The 887-nt window shown below is 59.9% G+C and carries 1 protein-coding gene; it reads right to left on the minus strand.

Annotation, left to right across the window (positions count from 1 at the left end; translation table 11 throughout):
- On the minus strand, positions 1-310 hold a 310-nt coding region (locus EAO36_RS08250), incomplete at its 3' end, for an NAD(P)/FAD-dependent oxidoreductase (protein ID WP_120956000.1).
- Positions 311-887: the final 577 nt, after the last annotated feature.

Raw genomic sequence — 887 nt, forward strand, 5'->3', positions numbered from 1 at the left:
CGGAGTCCCAGCGGGGTGGGGTGGCGTTGCGCATGAAGCGGGCGAGGAAGAACCAGAGGTTGCGGTCAATGCGGAAAGGCATATGCAGTGGGGAGTCCACATCAAAAAGTGTTCTGGCACCGTAGCGCCACAGGCTGGGATCAGCCAGGGGCAGGGTTTTCGCCGGGGTCAGCCATCCCGCATTTCCCCAGGATGAACCTGCCGCCACACCTTCCCGGTCTATAACGCTGACTGTGTAGCCACGTTCCTGGAGATGCCAGGCGGTGGACAGTCCCACCATTCCGGCACCGATCACGATCACCTTGCCCATAACTTGACCTCCCTTGAAATGTGACCTCCAACATAGCGAAAAGGCAGCTGGCCCTGTTAAGAAACCCCTTCAGGTCACGGCAGTCGGTATTCACGATTCAAATGGTGCCGCCAAACCGGATTGCCAGCGTACCCAGGAGCGGAAACCACCCTGTTCATGCTGCAAGGCAGGGAAATACCGCCCACCCACAGCGCCTCCCCGACAGGTCTGCGCATCGCACCGTGGTGGCCGCATTTTTACCACAGGTCCCAATAATGCTTTATGAGGTGTGGGAGTGACTGCCGACCAGTGCCGTGGCAATCCGGATGGACGGATTGGCCGGGTGGCCGCGCCCCGATGACCGAGTGTAACGTAGCTAACATTTAAAGGGTGCCTATCGCACTGATCACGGGTACGGTCGGAGGGAACGGAAAGGAAGATCATGCTTGCAAGAACCTCCTCCAGAACCCGCCTCACCGCAGCGGTGCTGGCCGCACCACTACTCCTGGCGGCTCAGCGCCTGCACCGACACCGAGGAACAGACAGACGAGACTGCCACCACGGCTGTACCCACCACCATGACCAGTGCAGCAACAAC

The organism is Helicobacter mehlei (assembly GCF_003660265.1).
Taxonomy (GTDB): domain Bacteria; phylum Campylobacterota; class Campylobacteria; order Campylobacterales; family Helicobacteraceae; genus Helicobacter; species Helicobacter mehlei.